16 protein-coding genes are annotated in these 18320 nt (G+C 55.8%); 6 read left to right on the top strand and 10 right to left on the bottom strand.

What is annotated here, in order from left to right; translation table 11 throughout:
• Nucleotides 1-73: 73 nt before the first annotated feature.
• The 9 genes from FQ182_RS18010 to rpmH form a co-directional block, all read right to left on the bottom strand.
• Nucleotides 74-946: a ParB/RepB/Spo0J family partition protein gene (locus FQ182_RS18010; RefSeq protein ID WP_149412830.1), complete on the bottom strand. Its 873-nt coding sequence runs from the start codon at nt 944-946 to the stop codon at nt 74-76.
• A gap of 9 nt (nt 947-955) precedes the next feature.
• On the bottom strand, nt 956-1753 hold the full coding sequence (locus tag FQ182_RS18005; protein ID WP_133100640.1) for a ParA family protein: 798 nt from the start codon (nt 1751-1753) through the stop codon (nt 956-958).
• An 18-nt stretch (nt 1754-1771) separates the two neighbouring features.
• Nucleotides 1772-2416 (bottom strand): 16S rRNA (guanine(527)-N(7))-methyltransferase RsmG, encoded by a 645-nt coding sequence (gene rsmG, locus FQ182_RS18000; RefSeq protein ID WP_149412829.1) that lies wholly within the window; start codon nt 2414-2416, stop codon nt 1772-1774.
• On the bottom strand, nt 2413-4305 hold the full coding sequence (mnmG, locus tag FQ182_RS17995; protein WP_149412828.1) for a tRNA uridine-5-carboxymethylaminomethyl(34) synthesis enzyme MnmG: 1893 nt from the start codon (nt 4303-4305) through the stop codon (nt 2413-2415). Before mnmG ends, rsmG begins: the two co-directional genes overlap by 4 nt.
• Before the next feature lie 551 nt (nt 4306-4856).
• Nucleotides 4857-6227 (bottom strand): tRNA uridine-5-carboxymethylaminomethyl(34) synthesis GTPase MnmE, encoded by a 1371-nt coding sequence (gene mnmE, locus FQ182_RS17985; RefSeq protein ID WP_149412827.1) that lies wholly within the window; start codon nt 6225-6227, stop codon nt 4857-4859.
• A gap of 79 nt (nt 6228-6306) precedes the next feature.
• On the bottom strand, nt 6307-7989 hold the full coding sequence (gene yidC / locus FQ182_RS17980) for a membrane protein insertase YidC (protein WP_149412826.1): 1683 nt from the start codon (nt 7987-7989) through the stop codon (nt 6307-6309).
• A 2-nt stretch (nt 7990-7991) separates the two neighbouring features.
• Nucleotides 7992-8237 (bottom strand): membrane protein insertion efficiency factor YidD, encoded by a 246-nt coding sequence (gene yidD, locus FQ182_RS17975; RefSeq protein ID WP_010465488.1) that lies wholly within the window; start codon nt 8235-8237, stop codon nt 7992-7994.
• Nucleotides 8230-8637, bottom strand: coding sequence for a ribonuclease P protein component (gene rnpA, locus FQ182_RS17970; protein ID WP_371923895.1), 408 nt, complete (start codon nt 8635-8637; stop codon nt 8230-8232). Before rnpA ends, yidD begins: the two co-directional genes overlap by 8 nt.
• Nucleotides 8638-8650: 13 nt before the next feature.
• Nucleotides 8651-8785 carry a 50S ribosomal protein L34 gene (rpmH, locus tag FQ182_RS17965; RefSeq protein WP_003213577.1) on the bottom strand — a complete coding sequence of 45 codons (135 nt, stop codon included), beginning with the start codon at nt 8783-8785 and terminating at the stop codon, nt 8651-8653.
• 585 nt (nt 8786-9370) lie between these two features.
• Here rpmH and dnaA point away from each other — a divergent pair.
• The 4 genes from dnaA to gyrB are packed head-to-tail and all read left to right on the top strand — an operon-like array spanning nt 9371 to nt 15579.
• On the top strand, nt 9371-10891 hold the full coding sequence (gene dnaA / locus FQ182_RS17960) for a chromosomal replication initiator protein DnaA (protein ID WP_149412824.1): 1521 nt from the start codon (nt 9371-9373) through the stop codon (nt 10889-10891).
• A 39-nt stretch (nt 10892-10930) separates the two neighbouring features.
• Nucleotides 10931-12034, top strand: coding sequence for a DNA polymerase III subunit beta (gene dnaN / locus FQ182_RS17955; RefSeq protein ID WP_149412823.1), 1104 nt, complete (start codon nt 10931-10933; stop codon nt 12032-12034).
• A gap of 20 nt (nt 12035-12054) precedes the next feature.
• The gene (gene recF / locus FQ182_RS17950) at nt 12055-13158 is read left to right on the top strand and encodes a DNA replication/repair protein RecF (protein ID WP_133100632.1); all 1104 of its coding nucleotides are present in this window, start codon (nt 12055-12057) and stop codon (nt 13156-13158) included.
• A gap of 3 nt (nt 13159-13161) precedes the next feature.
• Complete coding sequence (gyrB, locus tag FQ182_RS17945) at nt 13162-15579, top strand: DNA topoisomerase (ATP-hydrolyzing) subunit B (RefSeq protein ID WP_149412822.1); 2418 nt, start codon at nt 13162-13164, stop codon at nt 15577-15579.
• Nucleotides 15580-15697: 118 nt separating this feature from the next.
• On the opposite strand, the gene FQ182_RS17940 is transcribed toward gyrB, so the two are convergent.
• The gene (locus FQ182_RS17940; RefSeq protein ID WP_149412821.1) at nt 15698-16417 is read right to left on the bottom strand and encodes a response regulator transcription factor; all 720 of its coding nucleotides are present in this window, start codon (nt 16415-16417) and stop codon (nt 15698-15700) included.
• A 264-nt stretch (nt 16418-16681) separates the two neighbouring features.
• Here FQ182_RS17940 and FQ182_RS17935 point away from each other — a divergent pair, with 264 nt between their 5' ends.
• Both FQ182_RS17935 and FQ182_RS17930 read left to right on the top strand, forming a co-directional pair.
• Nucleotides 16682-16912, top strand: coding sequence for a hypothetical protein (locus FQ182_RS17935; protein ID WP_149412820.1), 231 nt, complete (start codon nt 16682-16684; stop codon nt 16910-16912).
• A gap of 404 nt (nt 16913-17316) precedes the next feature.
• Nucleotides 17317-18303 (top strand): FecR domain-containing protein, encoded by a 987-nt coding sequence (locus FQ182_RS17930; RefSeq protein WP_149412842.1) that lies wholly within the window; start codon nt 17317-17319, stop codon nt 18301-18303.
• The last annotated feature ends 17 nt before the right edge of the window (nt 18304-18320 follow it).

Genomic DNA, 18320 nt, shown 5'->3' with positions numbered 1-18320 from the left:
GTATAGGGGCGGTTCTGCCCCTATTCAACAGCCAGGTAGTGATTTCCGACTGTGCGCTACATAAGCAAATGTTTCAGCGAATGTGGGCAAGTACGCCCTGAAGCTCATCAAGAGAGTTATATCCGATGACCAATTGTCCTTTGCCTTTCTTGCCGTGGCGAATTTGTACCGCAGAGCCTAGGCGTTCCGCCAGGCGCTGCTCCAGGCGAGCGATATCCGGATCAGGTTTGGCGGCTTCGACAGGTTCTGGTTTACCACTGAGCCACTGGCGAACCAGGGCCTCGGTCTGACGAACGGTGAGCCCTCGTGCGACAACGTGTCGCGCCCCTTCAACCTGCTGATTTTCCGGCAAACCGAGCAAAGCACGAGCGTGACCCATTTCCAGGTCGCCGTGGGAAAGCATGGTTTTGATCACTTCCGGAAGCGCGATCAGGCGCAACAAATTGGAGACGGTAACGCGAGATTTACCCACCGCGTCGGCGACCTGTTGCTGAGTCAGCTGGAATTCCTGCTGCAAACGCTGCAAGGCCACCGCCTCTTCGATGGGATTGAGGTCTTCGCGCTGGATGTTTTCGATCAACGCCATGGCAATGGCGGTTTCATCCGACACATCGCGAACCATCGCCGGGATGGTTTCTTGGCCGGCCTGTTGGCTGGCGCGCCAACGGCGTTCCCCTGCGATGATTTCAAAGCGGCCGCCGCCAATTGGGCGCACCACGATCGGCTGCATCACGCCCTGGGCCTTGATCGACTGGGCCAGTTCTTCCAGTGCCTGGGGGTCCATGTCCCGGCGTGGCTGGTATTTGCCGCGCTGGATCAGGTCCAGCGGCAGGTGCTGCAGTTCACGCTGGTCAGCCTGCACCGCTTGTTCTTCAAGCGAAGTAACAGTCGGACCACTCAGCAGTGCATCCAGTCCACGTCCGAGACCTCGTTTCTTGACGGCCATGAGGATTCCTTAAGTTGGCTGGGCTGCAGCGGTACGTGAGTTGCGGCGTTGACGACGAACCATCTCACCCGCCAAGGCGAGGTAAGCAAGAGCACCACGAGATGACTTGTCGTACGCCAGCGCGGGCATGCCATAGCTTGGCGCTTCGGCCAGGCGAATATTGCGTGGAATCACCGTGTCGTAAAGCTGGTCGCCAAAGTGCTCCTTGAGCTGCGCTGACACGTCGTTCATCAGGCTCAGGCGTGGGTCATACATGGTCCGCAGCAAACCTTCGACTTTCAGGTTCGGGTTGAGCAATTCAGCGATGCGCTTGATGTTATCCACAAGATCGCTCAAGCCTTCGAGGGCGAAGTACTCGCACTGCATGGGGATAATTACCCCATCGGCTGCGACCAATGCGTTAATCGTCAGCATCGACAGCGACGGCGGGCAATCGATCAAAATGTAGTCGTAATTTTCGCGAATCGGCGCCAAGGCGCTGCGCAGACGGCTTTCTTTCATCTGCATTTCCAGCAGCACCACTTCCGCCGCCGTCAAATCGCGGTTGGCCGGCAGCAGTTGGTAACCGCCGTGCTCGGAATAGTGCATGGCCTGGGCCAGGTCGCACTCGCCAATCAGCAAGTCGTAGACCGAGTTTTCCAGGCCGTGTTTATCCACACCGCTACCCATGGTGGCGTTGCCTTGTGGATCGAGATCGATCAACAGCACCCGACGCTTGGTAGCGACCAGGGATGCTGCGAGGTTGATACAGGTGGTGGTTTTGCCCACGCCACCTTTCTGGTTCGCTATCGCGAATACCTTAGCCATTCTTGCTTGTGTTCCCAATCATGCCGTGCGGCGCAGTATCAGCAGATGGCGTTGGCCTTGGCAACCGGGTACGGCCAAGGCGTGTTCGCTATCGAGGTGGAAGTCTGCCGGCAATGCTAACAGCTCGTCGCTTGGATGAACGCCCTTCATTGCCAGCCAACGGGTATCGTGGTCGCCAAGATGGCGGGTCCAGTTACTGAAGTTCTCCATGCTGCTGAACGCCCGCGAAACGATTCCGTTGAATGGCTGTTCAGGCGTGAAGGTTTCGACGCGGCTGTGGATAACTTGCAGGTTGTCGAGTTTGAGTTCGAGTTTGACCTGGGTCAGGAAGCGGGTTTTCTTGCCGTTGCTGTCCAGGCAGGTCACTTGCGACTCGGGAAACAGGATCGCCAAAGGGATGCCGGGCATACCGCCGCCACTGCCGACATCGAGCCAGCGGCCGTTTTCGATAAACGGCATGACGCTGAGGCTGTCGAGCAAATGCCGGGAAACCATTTCGTCGGGATCGCGCACCGCCGTCAGGTTGTAAGCCTTGTTCCATTTGATCAACAGGGCCAGATAACCCAACAGCAATTCGTGCTGGGCCTCTGTAAGGTCAACGCCCAATTGGCGAGCACCTGTGGATAACTCTTCGGCGTGTTGCAGGGTGACCAACGAACTCAAGCGCTTTGCTCCAACTGACGGCCCGCGCCGCGTTTTTTCAAATGAATCATCAACAGCGAAATAGCTGCCGGGGTGACGCCCGGTATACGGGACGCCTGGCCCAGGGTCTCCGGCCGAGTTATCCCCAGCTTGCCCTGGATCTCCTTGGAGAGACCCGAGATGTTCGTGTAATCGATATCCATAGGCAGCTTGGTGTCTTCACTAGCTCGCAGACGCGCAATCTCGTCTTGCTGGCGATCAATGTAACCGGCGTATTTGGTCTTGATTTCGACCTGCTCGGCGACCTGTGGATCTTCTGCACCACCGCCAGTCACCGAGATCAGACCAGCGTAGTCGATTTCCGGACGGGACAGCAGGTTCAGCAAGTTGTATTCGTGTGTCAGCGGCGTACCGAATTTCTCGGCAATGGCATCGCCTTGTTCGGTGCCTGGGCGAACCCAGGTGCTTTTCAGGCGCTGCTCTTCCAGTTCGACACTTTCGCGTTTTTTGCAGAACGCAGCCCAACGCGCGTCATCCACCAGACCCAGCTCGCGACCTTTTTCGGTCAGGCGCAGGTCGGCGTTGTCTTCGCGCAGGATCAGGCGATATTCGGCCCGGGACGTGAACATTCGGTACGGTTCCTGGGTACCCAGGGTGATCAGATCATCGACCAACACCCCGATATATGCTTCATCGCGACGCGGGCACCAGCTGTCTTTGCCCTGTGCACGCAGGGCCGCGTTGGCTCCGGCCAGCAAACCCTGGGCACCGGCCTCTTCGTAACCAGTGGTGCCGTTGATTTGCCCGGCGAAGAACAGACCGCCGATGACCTTGGTTTCCAGGCTGTATTTCAGGTCGCGCGGATCAAAGTAGTCGTACTCGATGGCGTAGCCCGGACGCACGATATGGGCGTTTTCCATGCCGCGAATCGATTGCACGATCTGTATTTGCACGTCAAACGGCAGGGAAGTAGAAATCCCGTTCGGGTACAGCTCGTGAGTGGTCAGACCTTCCGGCTCGATAAAGACCTGATGGCTTTCCTTGTCGGCAAAGCGGTGGATCTTGTCTTCAATCGACGGGCAGTAGCGCGGGCCAACGCCTTCGATCACCCCGGAATACATCGGCGAACGATCGAGGTTCGCGGCAATGATTTCGTGGGTCCGGGCGTTGGTATGGGTAATCCAGCAACTGACCTGTTTTGGATGCTGTTCCTTGGAACCCATGAACGACATCACCGGGATCGGCGTGTCGCCGGCTTGCTCGGTCATCACCGAGAAGTCCACGGAACGGCCGTCGATACGCGGTGGTGTACCGGTTTTCAAACGTCCGACCCGCAATGGCAACTCACGAAGACGCTGCGCAAGGGCGATTGAAGGCGGATCACCGGCGCGGCCGCCTGAATAGTTTTGCAACCCGATGTGGATAAGTCCGCCGAGGAAGGTACCGGTGGTCAATACAACGGATTCTGCGAAGAAACGCAGGCCCATCTGGGTAACAACTCCACGTACCTGGTCCTGTTCAACGATCAGATCATCAGCGGCTTGCTGAAATATCCACAGGTTGGGCTGGTTTTCCAGGGTTTCGCGGACAGCGGCCTTGTACAAAATCCGGTCAGCTTGAGCCCTAGTGGCTCGCACGGCCGGGCCTTTGCGGCTGTTCAACACGCGAAATTGAATACCACCCTTATCGGTGGCCATGGCCATCGCGCCGCCTAGGGCATCGATTTCCTTGACCAGATGGCTTTTGCCAATCCCACCAATGGCGGGGTTGCAGCTCATGGCACCGAGGGTTTCCACGTTATGCGTCAGCAACAGGGTTTTTGCCCCCATACGTGCTGACGCCAGTGCTGCCTCGGTACCGGCATGACCGCCGCCGATGACGATCACTTCAAAACGGGAAGGGAAATCCACCACGCACCTCGTGCCTGCTTCAATTGGGTAATTAGGAAAGGGTTGAGCTCAGGTTTTCTAACCCTGGCGGCAAGTATAGGGACTTAGCCCTTCCTAAAGAACCCTTTGCACAAAATTTAACCAGCTGTGGATGAATCACAGACAATAGAAATTAAAAGAGAGAAATATATTAAATCTTTGTTTTTATGTTTATTTATACTGAGGCACTTTTCTGTGGATAGATCTCTACAGGCCTTTATTTACTTTGTGTACAAGCATTCAAAAGTCTGTGGTTAGGTGCCGATAAGGCACTTGGATAAGTGCTTTAAGCCTGTGGATTAAACAGCTACTTATCCACAGTCGTGGTTTTCCTCAGTTTTCAGGCCTGGTTATCAACCGAGTACAGGGGCGGTTATTCACAGGGCTTAATCCACAGAAAAATGCTTGGTGCAGCAAATCGCGCCCACGAAAAAGCCGTCGCAACCGATAGCGCTTGTCAGAAGTTGGAATTGAATGCCCTGAAGCGGGCAGAACAGGCAGGCACGAATGGCCTGTCTGTGAGTAACGAGGGTCTATTTACCGATGCAGAAGCTGGAAAATATCCTTCCGAGCAAGTCGTCGGAACTGAATGCCCCGGTAATTTCGCCCAATAGCTGCTGTGCCTGACGCAAATCTTCGGCCAGCAGTTCTCCAGCCCCTGCCAGGGTCAACTGCGCCCGACCATGCTCAAGGGCCGTGCTGGCATGGCGCAACGCCTCCAGGTGCCTGCGGCGAGCACTGAAGCTGCTCTCCGAGGTCTGCTCGTAGCCCATGCACGCTTTGAGATGGTCGCGCAGCAGTTCCAGGCCATCACCTGCAGACTTGGCGCTAAGGCTGATGGTCACGTGGCCATCTTCGCTAACTTCCAGCGCTATGGGCTCACCGGTGAGGTCCGCTTTGTTACGAATCAGTGTGACCTTCGCCGGATCCGGCCGTTGTTCAAGAAATTCTGGCCACAGGGCAAAAGGATCCACAGCCTCTGGAGCCGTCGCATCCACTACCAGCAATATCCGATCAGCCTCGCTGATAGCCTTGAGTGCCCGCTCCACGCCGATTTTTTCCACTTGGTCGTCGGTATCACGCAAGCCAGCGGTATCAACAACGTGCAGCGGCATGCCATCGATGTGGATATGTTCACGCAAAATATCTCGGGTGGTACCGGCGATTTCAGTAACGATCGCTGCTTCCCGACCCGCTAGGGCATTAAGCAGGCTGGATTTACCGGCATTTGGGCGACCGGCAATCACTACCGTCATCCCGTCGCGCAGCAAGGCACCCTGTCCCGCTTCACGCTGGACTGTGGATAACTCATAGCGAACTTTGTCCAGCATCGCCAGGACATGACCATCGGCAAGAAAGTCTATTTCCTCTTCCGGAAAGTCAATCGCCGCCTCGACGTAGATCCGCAAACTGATCAACTGCTCGGTGAGATTATGCACACGCAGGGAAAATGCCCCCTGCAACGAGCGCAAGGCATTGCGCGCGGCCTGGGCAGAACTGGCTTCGATCAGGTCGGCAATCGCTTCGGCTTGTGCAAGGTCAAGCTTGTCATTGAGAAACGCCCGCTCGCTGAACTCACCCGGCCGGGCCAGGCGACAGCCCAGTTGCAGGCAGCGTTGCAGCAGCATATCCAACACGATCGGGCCGCCGTGACCTTGCAGTTCCAGGACGTCCTCACCGGTAAAGGAGTTGGGGCCCGGAAAATATAAGGCGATACCCTCGTCCAGCACTTCTTCATTGTCATTGAAGAACGGCCCGTAATGGGCGTACCGAGGCTTCAGTTCGCGACCAATGATGGCTTGAGCCGCGATGCCGGCGAGCGGCCCAGAGATACGAACGATACCGACACCGCCACGACCTTGAGCGGTGGCGACGGCGGCTATGGTTTCACGAGGAGCGCTCATCAACGGGTACCCGAACAAAAGTGACAAAATGCAAAACGCCCCACTAGGGGGCGTCTTGAGTGGTTATCCACAGAGTAAGTTACACCTCGGCTTTTTTGGTAGCCGCTTCGACCTTACGCGTGATGTACCACTGTTGAGAGATCGACAACACGTTGTTGACCACCCAGTACAGAACCAGACCAGCCGGGAACCACAGGAAGAAGAAGGTGAAGATGATTGGCATCATTTTCATCACTTTAGCCTGCATCGGATCCGGAGGTGTAGGGTTCAAACGCTGCTGGATGAACATGGTCGCGCCCATGATGATCGGCAGGATAAAGAACGGGTCTTTGATCGACAGGTCAGTTATCCACAGCATGAACGGTGCCTGGCGCATTTCCACGCTTTCCAGGAGAACCCAGTACAGCGAGAGGAACACCGGCATCTGCACCAGAATCGGCAAGCATCCACCCAGCGGGTTGATCTTCTCTTTCTTGTACAGCTCCATCATGGCTTGCGACATTTTCTGCCGGTCATCGCCATGTTGTTCTTTCAGAGCGGCCAGTTTCGGGGCCACGGCACGCATACGCGCCATCGACTTGTAGCTGGCGGCCGACAGAGGGAAGAAAATCCCCTTGATCAGCATGGTCAGGAAGATGATCGACCAGCCCCAGTTACCAACGATGCTGTGGATATGTTGCAGCAGCCAGAATATCGGCTGGGCAATGAACCACAAAATGCCGTAATCCACAGTCAGTTCCAGACCTGGGGATAACTCTTTGAGCACAGCCTGGCTTTTCGGACCGGCGTACAGCGTAGCGCTAGTTTCAGCCTTGGCACCTGGAGCGACGGTCACCGCCGGGCCAGTGAAACCAATGATGTAGTTGCCTTGGCTGTCCTTGCGGGTTTGAACCAGGTTGGCTTCACCCTTGCTCGGGATCCAGGCGGTCACGAAGTAGTGTTGCAACCAGGCGACCCAGCCACCTTGTACGGTTTCTTTCAGCGCAGCCTTGTCGATATCTTTCATCGACACTTTTTTGTACGGCTCGTTACTTGTCCACAGGGCGGCGCCCAGGTAAGTCGCGGTGCCGGTGGCGGTGCTGGAAGAAGGATCGGAGCTGCCATCACGCTTGAGCTGGGCAAACAAATTGCCGGTCCAGGCTTTGGCGCTGGTGTTGTCGATCAGGTAGGTGACTTTCAGATCGTACAAACCACGGGTGAAACTGAAACGCTTGATGTAGTTGACGCCATCGAGACTGAATTTCAGGTCGACGTTCAACTGGTTCTGGCCATCAGCCAGTTGATAACTCTTTTGTTCGGTCGAATAAACCGGACGACCGGTAGCTCGAGCATCAGGACCGTCAGTGCCGGTCAAGCCGCTTTGCGCCAAATAAGTACGTTCGCCGCCATTATCGAACAGCTGGAACGGAACATCTGGATGGTCTTGACGACGTGGATACAGCGGCAGCTTCAGCTGGGCGATGTCACCACCCTGTGGATCGATAGCCAGGTCCAGCACATCCGTTTTGACGTGGATGAGGTCTTTACTGGTGATCACCTGCGTTTCTACAGGGGTGCTGCTATCGGCATTTGCGCTGGGTACATCGGCACTGGCGGAAGCATTGTTACCCAACGGAGTGTCCGGTATAGCCGGCGCAGCCTGATTGGTAGCAACATTCTGAGTCGGCAGGGCAGCCTGACCATAGTCCTGGTTCCACTTAAGAACCATAACGTAGGTCACGATTGCCAGGGCGACGATCAGGATCGTGCGTTTAATATCCATGATTACTCGGCCATCGAAGAAGAACGGGAGGTAGGGATAGGTGGAACCGGGTCATAACCACCGGGATTCCACGGATGACAACGACCTAAACGACGAAAGGTCAGCCAGCCACCGCGCAGAAGGCCATGATTTTCTATGGCTTCATACGCGTAGCAGGAACAGCTGGGGTAGAAACGACAGTGGCTGGCCATCAGCGGACTAATGGCATAGCGGTAAAACTGGATCGGAACGAGTGCCAGTTTACGCATCAGTACTGTCTACCCCTACAGTTTCGGTGCCGACTGCTGGTGCTGGCTTGTTAGTACGAGCCAGACGTTTCCAGAGCTTGCCGAAATGCTGAATCAATTCGGGGTTTTCTATGTCCCCCAAGCCTTTGCGCGCGACGATAACAATATCCCAACCAACCAGAGTGTCCTGGTGGAGGCGAAACGATTCGCGCATCAGACGCTTGAGGCGATTGCGCTCAACGGAGAGCTTTACGCTCTTCTTGCCAATCACCAACCCGAGACGGGGGTGATCCAGATCGTTGTTACGCGCAAGGAGCAGGAGATTTTTCCCCGGAACCTTGCCGGTGGGGGAGTCAAAGACTGCCTTGAAATGCCGGGGGGTTAGCAGACGCTTTTCCCGACTGAAGTCCTGACTCACCACCAGTACCGGATTATCAAACTGCCAGACGCGCACGACCTTTGGCGCGGCGACGCGACAGGACAGCACGGCCGTTCTTGGTAGCCATGCGAGCACGGAAGCCGTGAGTACGGGCGCGTTTGATGGTGCTTGGTTGGAAAGTACGTTTCATGGCGTGTTACCTGGTTCGTCCACAACGGGCCGGAATGGCCCCCGTTTTAAGAGACCGGCGATTCTAGAGAAAGCAAGCCTCTAGGTCAATTTCCAACCCGCTTTTCCTTCAATTAGATATCTGGACACATCTGGACCTATTCCGAGTCGTTCGGCTTTCGTGAGCAATGCCATAGATATAAAAATAAAGAAGGAAGTTATTTAAAGCTTTTCTGTAAAGCTTATAAAAGCTAGGGACGCCATCTTCTGTGGATAACAACCTTAAGGCCACGTTTTACTTGATGTACAGAGGATGACAACACGGGGGAGAAACGGTGCTCTACCTGTGCTGCACTGTCGGATAAGCTGTGTGTGGAATGGCTAGTTATCCACAGGCCAGTTACCCACAGACTTTCCCCCCCACTTGTACAACGGGCTTAGGGGCGCTTATCCACAGAGTTTATGCACAGACCATTGGTCGTATTTTTTACGGTTAAGGCATTGATTCTTGGCGTCCTGTGAGCAACCTACATGTGGATAAGTAGACGGCTGGCCGCTACAATGGCGGCTGTTTTTGCCTCACCGGCTTTCAACTTAGGGGATCTCCGTGTCAGTGGAACTTTGGCAGCAGTGCGTGGAGCTTTTGCGCGATGAGCTGCCTGCCCAGCAATTCAACACCTGGATCCGTCCGCTACAGGTCGAAGCCGAAGGCGACGAGTTGCGCGTCTACGCACCCAATCGTTTTGTTCTCGACTGGGTCAACGAGAAGTACCTGAGCCGCGTTCTCGAATTGCTCGATGAACATGGCAACGGGCAAGCCCCGGTTCTCTCCTTATTAATAGGCAGCAAACGCAGCTCGGTGCCTCGTGCCGCGCCGAATGCGCCGTTGGCTGCGGCTGCGTCGCAAGCTCAGGCTGCCGCTTCACCGGTCAACCACACGGCGGTAGCTCCTGCTGCTGGCCCATCAAAGTCGTTTTCGCAAAAAAACGCGCCTAGGAACGAAGAGCCGTCCCGTGACAGCTTCGATCCGATGGCAGGTGCCAGTTCGCAACAGGCACCGATTCGCGCAGAACAGCGCACGGTGCAGGTTGAAGGTGCGCTCAAGCACACCAGCTATCTAAACCGGACGTTTACCTTTGAGAATTTCGTAGAGGGTAAATCCAACCAGTTGGCCCGTGCAGCCGCCTGGCAGGTGGCCGACAACCCCAAGCATGGTTACAACCCACTCTTCCTTTATGGCGGCGTTGGCTTGGGTAAGACGCACTTGATGCATGCTGTGGGTAACCATCTATTAAAGAAGAACCCGAATGCCAAGGTCGTGTACCTGCACTCGGAGCGCTTCGTTGCCGACATGGTCAAGGCGTTACAGCTCAACGCTATCAACGAGTTCAAACGGTTCTACCGTTCCGTCGACGCCTTGTTGATCGATGACATTCAATTCTTCGCTCGCAAGGAACGTTCCCAGGAAGAGTTTTTCCACACGTTCAACGCCTTGCTCGAAGGTGGTCAGCAGGTCATCTTGACCAGCGACCGTTATCCGAAAGAAATCGAAGGCCTGGAAGAGCGCTTGAAGTCGCGCTTTGGCTGGGGCCTGACCGTTGCAGTAGAACCGCCGGAACTGGAAACCCGAGTCGCGATTCTGATGAAGAAAGCCGACCAGGCGAAAGTCGATCTTCCCCACGACGCCGCGTTCTTCATCGCCCAGCGTATTCGTTCCAACGTGCGTGAACTGGAAGGCGCGCTCAAGCGTGTCATCGCTCACTCGCACTTCATGGGCCGCGATATCACCATTGAGCTGATTCGGGAATCGCTAAAAGACCTGCTGGCCTTGCAAGACAAACTGGTCAGTGTGGATAACATCCAACGCACAGTGGCCGAGTACTACAAGATCAAGATTTCCGACCTGCTGTCCAAGCGCCGTTCGCGCTCGGTAGCACGTCCACGTCAGGTGGCGATGGCGCTCTCCAAGGAGTTGACTAACCATAGCCTGCCAGAAATTGGTGATGTGTTTGGCGGTCGCGACCACACCACGGTCTTGCATGCGTGCCGCAAGATCAATGAACTTAAGGAATCCGACGCGGATATTCGCGAGGACTACAAGAACCTGCTGCGTACACTGACAACTTGATGAACACCAGCGCAGCTTATTAAGGCAAGGGACTAGACCATGCATTTCACCATTCAACGCGAAGCCCTGTTGAAACCCCTGCAACTGGTCGCAGGCGTCGTCGAGCGCCGACAGACCTTGCCGGTGCTCTCCAATGTATTGCTGGTTGTCGAAGGCCAGCAACTGTCGTTGACCGGTACCGACCTGGAAGTCGAACTGGTTGGTCGCGTTCAGCTGGAAGAACCCGCCGAACCCGGCGAGATCACCGTGCCAGCGCGCAAGCTGATGGACATCTGCAAGAGCCTGCCTAACGACGCGCTGATCGACATCAAGGTCGATGAGCAGAAGTTGGTAGTCAAGGCCGGCCGCAGCCGTTTCACCCTGTCCACCCTGCCGGCGAACGATTTCCCAACTGTGGAGGAAGGTCCTGGTTCGCTGACTTGTAGCCTGGGGCAAAGCAAGCTGCGCCGTCTGATCGAGCGCACCAGCTTCGCCATGGCCCAGCAGGATGTACGTTACTACCTCAACGGCATGCTGCTGGAAGTCTCGGAAGGCATTATCCGCGCTGTGGCCACTGACGGTCACCGTCTGGCCATGTGCTCTATGAAGGCCGATATTGGTCAGCCGGATCGCCACCAGGTGATCGTGCCGCGTAAGGGTATCCTTGAGCTGGCGCGTCTGCTGACTGAGCCGGATGGTAATGTCAGCATCGTGCTGGGCCAGCACCACATCCGCGCAACCACCGGCGAGTTCACCTTCACTTCCAAACTGGTCGACGGCAAGTTTCCGGATTACGAGCGTGTGCTGCCTAAAGGCGGCGACAAGCTGGTGATCGGCGATCGCCAGGCCCTGCGTGAAGCGTTCAGCCGTACGGCGATTCTGTCCAACGAGAAATACCGAGGTATTCGTCTGCAACTGGCCAACGGTCAGCTGAAGATCCAGGCCAACAACCCGGAGCAGGAAGAAGCGGAAGAAGAAGTAGGCGTCGACTACAACGGCGGTTCGTTGGAAATCGGCTTCAACGTCAGCTACCTGCTGGACGTGCTGGGCGTGATGACTACCGAACAAGTTCGCCTGATTCTGTCCGACTCCAACAGCAGCGCACTGGTACAAGAATCCGACAACGACGACTCGGCTTACGTTGTTATGCCGATGCGTCTGTAATCATGTTCAGCAGAAGTTAGATGTCCCTCAGTCGCGTCTCGGTCACCGCGGTGCGCAATTTGCACCCGGTGACCCTCTCCCCCTCTCCCCGCATCAATATTCTCCATGGCGCCAACGGCAGTGGCAAAACCAGCGTTCTGGAAGCCATTCACTTGCTGGGGCTTGCCCGTTCCTTTCGCAGTGCGCGTCTGTTGCCGGTGATTCAGTACGAGCAGTTGGCGTGTACCGTATTCGGCCAGGTCGAATTGGCGGAAGGCGGTCACAGCAGCCTGGGGATATCCCGCGACCGTCAGGGGGAATTTCAGATCCGCATTGATGGGCAAAATGCTCGCAGTGCGGCGCAACTGGCGGAAATACTGCCCCTACAATTGATCAACCCCGACAGTTTCCGGTTGCTGGAAGGTGCACCAAAAATTCGCAGGCAGTTCCTCGACTGGGGAGTGTTCCACGTGGAACCGCGCTTCATGGCCACTTGGCAGCGCCTGCAGAAGGCCTTGCGGCAGCGGAACTCGTGGCTGCGGCATGGTACACTTGACGCCGCTTCGCAAGCGGCCTGGGACCGGGAGCTGTGCCTGGCCAGCGCTGAAATAGATGAATACCGCCGCGCCTATATCAAAGCCTTGAAACCAGTCTTTGAACAGACCTTGAGCGAGTTGCTAGAGCTCGAAGGTTTAACGTTGAGCTATTACCGTGGTTGGGATAAAGAGCGGGAACTGAGTGCAGTGCTCGCCACTTCTCTACAACGGGATCAGCAAATTGGTCACACCCAGGCCGGACCACAACGGGCTGATTTGCGCCTTAGATTAGGTGCACATAACGCCGCAGACATTTTGTCTCGCGGTCAGCAGAAGTTGGTGGTCTGTGCGTTGCGTATCGCCCAAGGGCATCTGGTCAGCCAGGCTCGGCGAGGCCAGTGCATTTATCTGGTGGATGACTTGCCGTCCGAACTGGACGAGCAGCACCGCCGCGCGCTATGCCGCTTGTTGGAAGACTTACGCTGCCAGGTGTTTATCACCTGTGTAGACCATGAATTATTGAGGGAAGGCTGGCAGACGGAAACGCCAGTTGCTTTGTTCCACGTGGAACAAGGCCGTATCACCCAGACCCACGACCATCGGGAGTAAGGCATGAGCGAAGAACATACGTACGACTCGACCAGCATTAAAGTGCTTAAAGGTTTGGATGCCGTACGCAAACGTCCCGGTATGTACATCGGTGACACCGATGATGGCAGCGGTCTGCACCACATGGTGTTCGAGGTGGTCGACAACTCGATCGACGAAGCTTTGGCCGGTCACTGCGACGACATCAGCATCATCATCCACCCGGACGAATCCATCACCGTGCGCGACAACGGTCGCGGCATTCCGGTAGATGTGCATAAAGAAGAAGGTGTTTCGGCAGCAGAGGTCATCATGACCGTGCTCCACGCCGGCGGTAAGTTCGACGACAACTCCTACAAAGTATCTGGCGGTTTGCACGGTGTAGGTGTTTCCGTGGTGAACGCCCTCTCCGAACTGCTGGTGCTGACCGTGCGTCGCAGCGGCAAGATCTGGGAACAGACCTACGTTCACGGCGTTCCGCAGGAGCCGATGAAGATCGTTGGCGAAAGCGAAACCACCGGTACCCAGATCCACTTCCGTCCTTCTGACCTAACCTTCAAGAACATCCACTTCAGCTGGGACATCCTGGCCAAGCGGATTCGTGAACTGTCCTTCCTCAACTCCGGTGTCGGCATCGTCCTCAAGGACGAGCGCAGCGGCAAGGAAGAGCTGTTCAAGTACGAAGGTGGTTTGCGTGCGTTCGTTGAATACCTGAATACCAACAAGACTCCGGTCAACGAAGTGTTCCACTTCAACGTACAGCGTGAAGACGGCATCGGCGTGGAAATCGCTCTGCAGTGGAACGACAGCTTCAACGAGAACCTGTTGTGCTTCACCAACAACATTCCACAGCGCGATGGCGGTACTCACCTAGTGGGTTTCCGTTCCGCACTGACGCGTAACCTGAACACCTACATCGAAGCGGAAGGTCTGGCGAAGAAACACAAAGTTGCCACCACCGGCGACGATGCCCGTGAAGGCCTGACCGCGATTATCTCGGTCAAGGTTCCTGATCCTAAGTTCAGCTCGCAGACCAAAGACAAGCTGGTGTCCTCAGAAGTGAAGACGGCAGTGGAACAGGAAATGGGCAAGTACTTCTCCGACTTCCTGTTGGAAAACCCGAACGAAGCCAGGCTGGTTGTCGGCAAGATGATTGACGCGGCGCGGGCTCGTGAAGCGGCGCGTAAAGCCCGTGAAATGACCCGTCGTAAAGGCGCGCTGGATATTGCTGGCCTGCCGGGCAAACTGGCGGACTGCCAAGAGAAGGACCCTGCCCTCTCCGAACTGTACCTAGTGGAAGGTGACTCTGCTGGCGGCTCTGCCAAGCAAGGTCGTAACCGTCGCACCCAGGCCATCCTGCCGTTGAAGGGCAAGATCCTCAACGTCGAGAAAGCCCGCTTCGACAAGATGATTTCCTCTCAGGAAGTCGGCACCTTGATCACCGCTCTGGGCTGTGGCATTGGTCGTGATGAGTACAACATCGCGAAGTTGCGTTATCACAACATCATCATCATGACCGATGCTGACGTCGACGGTTCGCACATCCGTACCCTACTGCTGACCTTCTTCTTCCGTCAGTTGCCGGAGCTGATCGAGCGTGGCTACATCTACATCGCCCAGCCGCCGTTGTACAAAGTGAAAAAAGGCAAGCAAGAGCAATACATCAAAGACGACGACGCCATGGAAGAGTACATGACGCAGTCGGCCCTGGAAGATGCCAGCTTGCACTTGAACGACGAAGCTCCGGGAATCTCCGGGCCGGCGCTGGAGCGTCTGGTAAACGACTTCCGCATGGTGATGAAGACCCTCAAGCGTTTGTCGCGCCTGTACCCTCAGGAGCTGACCGAGCACTTCATCTACCTGCCAGCAGTCAGCCTCGAACAACTGGGCGATCATGCAGCGATGCAGGACTGGTTGGCCCAGTACGAAGTTCGTCTGCGCACCGTGGAAAAATCCGGCCTGGTTTACAAAGCCAGCCTGCGTGAAGACCGTGAACGTAACGTCTGGCTGCCAGAGGTCGAGCTGATCTCCCATGGGCTGTCGAACTACGTCACCTTCAACCGCGACTTCTTCGGCAGCAATGACTACAAGACTGTTGTCACACTCGGCGCGCAACTGAGCACCTTACTGGACGACGGCGCTTATATTCAGCGTGGCGAACGCAAGAAAGCGGTCAAGGAGTTCAAGGAAGCCCTGGACTGGTTGATGGCTGAAAGTACCAAGCGTCACACCATTCAGCGTTATAAAGGTTTGGGCGAAATGAACCCGGATCAGCTATGGGAAACCACCATGGACCCTAGCCAGCGCCGGATGCTACGCGTGACCATCGAAGATGCCATTGGTGCGGACCAGATCTTCAACACCCTGATGGGTGATGCGGTTGAACCTCGTCGTGACTTCATCGAGAGCAATGCCTTGGCGGTGTCTAACCTGGACTTCTAATCAGGCTGCGAAGCAAAACAAAAAAAGGCCAGCGCTTAGCGTTGGCCTTTTTTATTGAGTAAAGAATCGCAAATTTTCTAAATGCTCCACGTGGAACATCTGAGAAGGTGCCTTTTTATTAAGCGCTAGCGGCAGCCACACTCTCCAGCCGATAGCCATACCCGTAGATAGTCAGCAACTGCCATCCCCGGTCAGTCGTCAATCCCAGCTTGTTACGCAGCCGATAGATATGGGTATCAAGCGGCCGTGAAGACACCATTTCCTCATGGGTCCAAAACCGCTCATAGAGGTATTCACGAGACAGTGGCCGCGCCAGGTTAGCGAATAAGCAGCGTGCTAGTCGGTATTCACGCTCGGTCAAGTTGATAGGGTTTCCCCCCCGCGTAACTGTCAACTCGGCGTCATCAAACGTCAGGTCATTGAAGGTTAATACTTCGCTTGCTGCGGATTTCTGTAAACCGTGGCGCCGCAGGACCGCTGTGACCCGTGCCTTGAGTTCATTGGGACGAAAGGGTTTGCTGACGTAATCATCCGCTCCACTGTTCAACGCTTGGACGATGTCGCTCTCGGCATCGCGGCTGGTGAGCATGATGGCTGGCGGTGGTGCGTCCAGGTGTTCGCGGGTCCAGCGCAGGATCGCCAGGCCGCTGAGATCAGGTAGCTGCCAATCGAGCACCAGCAAGTCAAAGGTTTCTCGGCGCAGTTGGCGTAGCAAGTCTTCACCGCGCTCGAAGCAATGCAGCGTCCATGGCTGCTCCGAAGCGCTTGGGATTTGTCGCAGTGTCTGTTCCACCCGCCGTAATTCGGCAGGTTCGTCATCCAGTATCGCGACACGCATGGGAGGGTCCTTTCTTCTTGAAGAATACAGCAGAGGCGTCGGCTCGATTTCATGAGGGAGCACTACTGCGCAGATGCCGACCATTGAATCTGAACAATTATGGCCAAATTCTCAGATCCCTGGATCTCTCGGTACGCTGATATCAAATAGCCGTTTGGCAGTTGAACATCGCGAATACCCAGCTGGAAAGATACCGGCTCAAGACCTTCAGGAAAAGGATCAATGGCAATCAGGTTTTATGCTATGTCGGGACGAGAGGTCGTCATGCAGAAGGTCAGTGTGTGGGGGACGATGTTGATGATGGCCACCGCGGCAAGCCTAGGCACGGAAACGGTTGATGCCTGCAATCCGGTGCAACCCATTCCGGTCGATGAGTTGCACATGCCCAGTGAGTCGGGCGACTCTCTGGGATACGCAGGGCTTCGCAACGTAGAGGCGCCTGCGCAGTTTCAACAAGCCAGCGTACGTCTGCAAAACCAACGGTGGATATTCTAAATCTGAACAAATGTTGCAAATCCCTCTATGCGTCGTCGCTGTAGGTAAATTCTCTATTGCTGTGTGACACAAGCAGGCGTGCGGGATGCACCTGCGACACTTGGATGTGTCAACCGCAGTGCATGGTTCGCCGTGAACTGCCGTCGCAGGGATATGAGGGACAGTATCTCTTCGATGTACACCCCGGATTCGACACTGTTGATCCGGTCGACACATGGACGTGTCATCCATTTTCAATGGATCACCGGCCAGCCGACGATCACTTCCAATGCGCCAGACATTACGGCTATCGAGTGCGATGCGTCATCGGGTATCGTAGGCAGCATTCAAGGTCCTGCCGCCGCAAGACGCTTTCTGAACGTGCTTTCTGATGAACCATTAGAACTAGAATCTTGATGAGCACCATGACCTTCTTTCCCTGCCGATACCGCTCTGCCCTCTTCCTGTTGTTGGGCTCAGGCCTGATTTTTACGCTCGGTGTCAGTAGCCCGTCCGTCATGGCGCGGCCCGCTCCTGTCCGTGCGCCTTACATTGATGACAATCATTTATGTCGTGCACAGCCCTTGCCTGCGGTTGTCCAGCACCTTACAGGCGAAGCCTGGAAGCTGGATGCCAAAGGACGGTCAAGCGTGCTGGAGGAAGGCATGCAGATTGATGAGCAGGAAAGCGTGAAAACTTCCCCATCGGCGTTTGTCAGTCTGCTGCTGGGGGATGGTTCGCGAATCGTGTTGCCATCCAGCTCTCAAGTTCGATTGCACCTAGTGCAAGAGCAGGCAATTCCCCAGGTGATCCTGGAGCAGGGTCAGGTTGAGGCGTATGTGCTCAAGCGCGCCAGCGACTATGATCGTTTTCAGATCGTGACTCCGGTGGGTGTGCTTGGGGTGCGTGGCACCCACTTTCGCGTGCGTAACGATGACGAGCAATCAGTTGTCGAGGTGCTCAATGGTCAAGTGGCGGTTAATCGTACGGAACCGCCGACTGCCGGGCGAACAGCGAAAAAGCAGCTGCCGGTAGGTCCTGTGGAAGGCGAAGTGAAGGTTGGTGCCCGCCAAGGTGTACTGCTCAAAAAACAGGGCGAGCTCAAGACTGTAGAGTTGCTGGACGCGCCCAGGCTGATCGGCCAGGACGGCCAGAAGGGCAATGCGCCGGTCTGGACCCTGTACCTGCGCCCGCAACCGGGTGCCCAGCGTTATCGTGCCCAAGTGGCCACTGATAAAGCGTTTATGAACATCAAGCAGGAAAACTTTTCCAGCGAGCCGCACTTGAACTTCACTGGATTAAAAGCATCGTTTTATCACGTTCGCGTATCTGCTTTTGATGAACAGGGACTGGAGGGGGAAGCCGGGGTCTATGACATTTTCTATTACCCGCCCGCTACCCGTGTGCAGTAGCGTTGTGGCGACAGGCT

The sequence above is a fragment of the Pseudomonas sp. ANT_H4 genome (assembly GCF_008369295.1).
In the GTDB taxonomy this organism is placed as follows: Bacteria; Pseudomonadota; Gammaproteobacteria; order Pseudomonadales; family Pseudomonadaceae; genus Aquipseudomonas.
The sequence above is the reverse complement of the archived record's forward strand: the minus strand, read 5'-3'. Positions and strand labels throughout refer to the sequence as shown.